The organism is Vibrio genomosp. F10 str. 9ZD137 (assembly GCF_049974785.1).
Taxonomy (GTDB): Bacteria; Pseudomonadota; Gammaproteobacteria; order Enterobacterales; family Vibrionaceae; genus Vibrio.
The window spans coordinates 1-3,990 of sequence record NZ_JBNGCJ010000765.1 but is presented as its reverse complement, the minus strand read 5'-3'; the positions used below and the strand labels follow the sequence as shown (position 1 = coordinate 3,990).

7 protein-coding genes are annotated in these 3,990 nt (G+C 42.5%); 3 read left to right on the top strand and 4 right to left on the bottom strand.

Translation table 11 applies throughout. The annotated features are described in order from the left end of the window. From ACP45E_RS17960 to ACP45E_RS17950, 3 genes are all read right to left on the bottom strand, one after another. On the bottom strand, positions 1-673 hold a 673-nt coding region (locus ACP45E_RS17960; protein ID WP_069585366.1), incomplete at its 3' end, for a Dyp-type peroxidase. Between the two features lie 128 nt (positions 674-801). After that, positions 802-1,326, bottom strand: coding sequence for a DUF2919 domain-containing protein (locus ACP45E_RS17955; protein WP_017038389.1), 525 nt, complete (start codon positions 1,324-1,326; stop codon positions 802-804). A gap of 66 nt (positions 1,327-1,392) precedes the next feature. After that, positions 1,393-2,163, bottom strand: a complete 771-nt coding sequence (locus tag ACP45E_RS17950) for a hypothetical protein (RefSeq protein ID WP_017038388.1) — start codon at positions 2,161-2,163, stop codon at positions 1,393-1,395. A 276-nt stretch (positions 2,164-2,439) separates the two neighbouring features. Between ACP45E_RS17950 and ACP45E_RS17945 the strand changes: the two genes are divergently transcribed. Together ACP45E_RS17945 and ACP45E_RS17940 are read left to right on the top strand one after the other, a co-directional pair. Beyond that, complete coding sequence (locus ACP45E_RS17945) at positions 2,440-2,784, top strand: DUF2956 domain-containing protein (protein ID WP_017033276.1); 345 nt, start codon at positions 2,440-2,442, stop codon at positions 2,782-2,784. Between the two features lie 10 nt (positions 2,785-2,794). After that, positions 2,795-3,187 carry a DUF4156 domain-containing protein gene (locus tag ACP45E_RS17940; protein ID WP_017033277.1) on the top strand — a complete coding sequence of 131 codons (393 nt, stop codon included), beginning with the start codon at positions 2,795-2,797 and terminating at the stop codon, positions 3,185-3,187. 89 nt (positions 3,188-3,276) lie between these two features. Here ACP45E_RS17940 and ACP45E_RS17935 read toward each other — a convergent pair whose 3' ends face one another. Beyond that, positions 3,277-3,564 (bottom strand): winged helix-turn-helix domain-containing protein, encoded by a 288-nt coding sequence (locus ACP45E_RS17935; RefSeq protein ID WP_017033278.1) that lies wholly within the window; start codon positions 3,562-3,564, stop codon positions 3,277-3,279. 201 nt (positions 3,565-3,765) lie between these two features. Here ACP45E_RS17935 and ACP45E_RS17930 point away from each other — a divergent pair. Further along, positions 3,766-3,990: ArsC/Spx/MgsR family protein (locus tag ACP45E_RS17930; RefSeq protein ID WP_069585364.1), on the top strand; the 225-nt coding region annotated here is incomplete at its 3' end.

Below are 3,990 nucleotides of genomic sequence, written 5' to 3'. Positions count from 1 at the left end.
CTTTGCCTTCTTCTTTGATATCCACACGCCCAACATGAGAAGCTGCTGGAACATCGTCTAGTTCAATGGAATCAGGTTTAGTTCGGCCAATCACTTTCTCTTGAGCAGAAACGTTTAATCGGTGCCATGAAGGTAAATCGTGAATAAAGCGTTGAACCATGACATAGCTGCCACCAACAAACTCACCTTCAGGAATAATGGCAACGTCTTCACGTACTTTCTCTTTAGGATTCTCGGTGCCGTCAATAAAATCCGTCATATCACGAGAATCGAGGTAGCGATATCCATAGGTTTCGTCAACGACCTCAATATCTTGTTCAATCTCAGCCATTAACTTTCTTAATACATAAAAGTGGAGATCGTGACGGTTTGAATGGCAGTGAATCAACACATCGACATCGCTGCTTGGAGCAATGGTGTCGCCTTTGCCAAGAACAGGGAAATCCATCAGCTCTTCTGGCATCGATTGTTCTAATGTTGACCAGCATGAACGAGTAAACGCGATGGATATCGTTAGACTTGATTCGGGTTGAGCCTCGTTCAGTTTAGCAACTAACGCTGGTAACGTTTTAAGGTGTTCAAGTACGCGGCTCGTATTCTGCTTGATTTTCAATAGTGTGTATTGGGCAAATGGACCTGCTTCAGGCAAAATTGCACTTTGTGGTTGTGACATCAACTCGTCCTCTTAATTATTAAACCTGGATACCTTTCATGTTCACGTTCGGTGAACCGGTATTGCTGCTCACGTACTCGTCTATACGCGTCGCGTATGCAAACGTGCAACAGAGACCGACAGCGTATTTATTTTAGTATTGGGGTGGTAAGGCAATCTCTCACTCGTCGACTTTTTATTAGATATATCGCGAGCCATAGCAACAGCATCAGTGTGATTCCGTTTGCCCAGTTGAAGGCACCATGCTCTAAATGGATATGGAATACCGTTTGAGCGATTTGAAGGAAAACCGTCATCAGTGTGATATAACGCCCCCAGCTTACGATGGCATTGACCCACTTTCGTTCTGTATTACGTAAACCGATTAACCACATAAAAATAATACTTGGCAACCCGACCGCTAACCCAAGATAAAGTGTTGCTTGGTCGGGATATACGATACTCAGGATTTTAGCCCCGCTTTCTCTGCTCGCCCCTGCCACAATAAAGACTACCCATGCCTTGGCTAACAGCATCCAACCAAGCCAGAGCCACACTGGCGCTTTTAAAAAACCATGTTTATCATGTTGTTCAACGGAATAACGCACAAAAATACTTTTCGCTAAATCTAATGAACAACACTTTACCGCAAATGCCATAAAGTGTGATGACATTTTGCCAAAATCTAACAAAAAGAGGGGAAGGATGAAGAAACGATGGCCCCAAAATAGCCGTAGAAACTACTCTGCGTAAAAAGGGACCAATACTTTTGCATTGTTAATCGCGTATGAGCGTGCAGATTGCTCGCTACTCTCTCGACCGATTTGATAAGGTTCAGGCACAACGACTAACACCACTTGCGCCCCCTCTATCACGGATTCTTCACGATCACCTTCTCGATTTACTTTATACGCATCAATATAAACCGTGAGCACAATCGAACGAGTACTTGTGCCATCAACAGACAATAATTCGATTTCATGCACAGCGCCCCAGAGTGTACTGAGGGGTTTTTCTTCGGCACTAGGCAGAAACAAGTCATAGCTGCGGGGAGGATGAGAAATGTTATTGATGGTCGTCGCAATACGATTTTTCACATACTGCCCGTTTAGAAACGGCTTGCCTTCTTTATCTTGCCTGCTGGTTACACTTTCATCGCAAGTGTTTGCTTGCGGTTTTTCTGAATAGTGACGATAAGTTGCGCAGGCAAACTCCCCTACAAGGTCTTGAATACCACGTACCAAAGAAGCGTTGACATAAGCGTTGAGTTCAAATTCGCTTAGCTGTTCGACCTCTTTAAAAAGGTCAAAACGATTACGCTTGAACTCTTCATCATAGCGAAGTGAAATGAAGCGTTTTTTTTCGATGGCGAGCTTAACAACATTATCCGTTTCATTGAGTTGCGTCCCTTTAGAGTCAATGACCGCCCGTTCAATATTTGGATAATCACAATAACCTAATGGTGACATCAATATAGATGTAAGAATAATAAGATGTCGCAACTTAATCATAAATCTCTCGCTAGAATCTGGTAAGAAGTGCCATACAATGCCATCAGAGCAGGTTTAACCTCGCCATTGATTTAATATCGTAGCTTAGAAATTAAGAGGTTACGCGAATCTATGCCATATTTTAAAAAACATACTTAAAAAAGAAGCATACGGAAAAATACCGATTAGATTGTCCATTCCTTATAGTCCAGAGCCCCCCCCTTCCTATTTGATATATTCATCATCGAAGAGTTCGTGATACTCTATTCACCACCTTGAACAACCGCATGATGCCCGATGAAAAAGAAAGCAACGCCTTCAGAAGAGACTCAACAGCAAGCCATGAGTATTGCCAAAGCGACTCAGAAACAGCACCAAACCAAAGAACAGACAAAATTAATTGCTCAAGGCATAGAGAAAGGCATCGCCCAATATAAAAAACAGCAAAAAGAACGAAATCGCCAAGCAGATAAAGCAAGAAAAAAAACACAGAAAGAAAAAAATGAGCAACTAAAGACTGAAACTAAAGCGGATGCTCGCCAACAAGATACTTCCGAGCAAAAATCGACAACATCCATACTTCCATGGATGCTTTTAGTCGTCAGTTGGGCAGGTTTTATCACTTATCTAACGCAGCAGTAGGACTGATGTCATGGGGAACACCATTCAACTTATCTCCGATAGTATCGTAAAGCGAGCCGTGATTTTAAAACGTACTGCGGGCCTATTCGTTGCAGCACTCTTGCTTGCGGGCTGCTCGTCACCCGCGATTACTGCCAATGAAGGCAGCCAGCATATCGACATTAGAATGGACTTTGGTTTTGATGCTAAGGAGTGTGAAGCTTTAGGGGAAGTGACCGGAAGTGAAGGCCATTGGTATAGCTATTTATTTTATCCGAATGATGTGCTCATCCAAGGTGCGATTAACGATGTAAAAAATCAAAGCCTCGAATTGAATGCCGACACCATTTTTCTCGTCAGCCCACAAGACTTCGCAACGTCATTTACAGTTTTCGGCATTGCATATCGCTGTATAAAGCCCTAAAACACTTTGGGTGCACTCACCAAATAATACGCATCAATAAACTATCGGCATCAATAAGAACGAGGCATAAAAAAGCCAGCAGTGCTGGCTTATGCTTGAAAACCAAGGCTAATAGCGATGTCTTGCTGTCGTTCTAACACCCACTGGCTATCAAATGGCCCCCAATCTGACAGCTGATAATAACCATCATTATGGCGACGACCATCTTGCACAAACATTAGCTCAATACCAATACCGGGCAATGCTTTTAATACATCTTGAATAGTACGGCGTGGCCAACCGGTTTTTTCGATAAGTTTTGGGACATTTGGCCTTTCTATACTTTCAACTAATAGAGCCAAATACAAACGCCTTGCAAAAACAGGACTCAATTCCATTGATAACATCTCCTTGTAGTTCTTCTCCATTATCAGCCCTTTTCAGTCTACAATTTGTTGCGTTTGATCAAAGTACTTTAATCAAAACGGCGTGATTGCGAATTTTTTCACCCTTCAAAATATTAATTTTGTGCTTTTGTGTCCTAGCTCACTTCCTGTTAGGATTTCTACACCGAGTTATTTTCTTATGATGAAACCAATATGACCGTCACCATGTATGGCATCCCAAATTGCGATACCATAAAAAAAGCCAAAAAATGGCTCGAAGCCAATGGCATTGAATACACTTTCCATGATTACCGGAAACAAGGCATCGATACCGAGCTTGTTACTCATTTTTGCGATGGATTAGGCTGGGAACTGGTGTTGAATAAACGCGGTACAACCTATCGTCAACTCTCGCCAGAGCAAAAAGAAGCCGTTAAC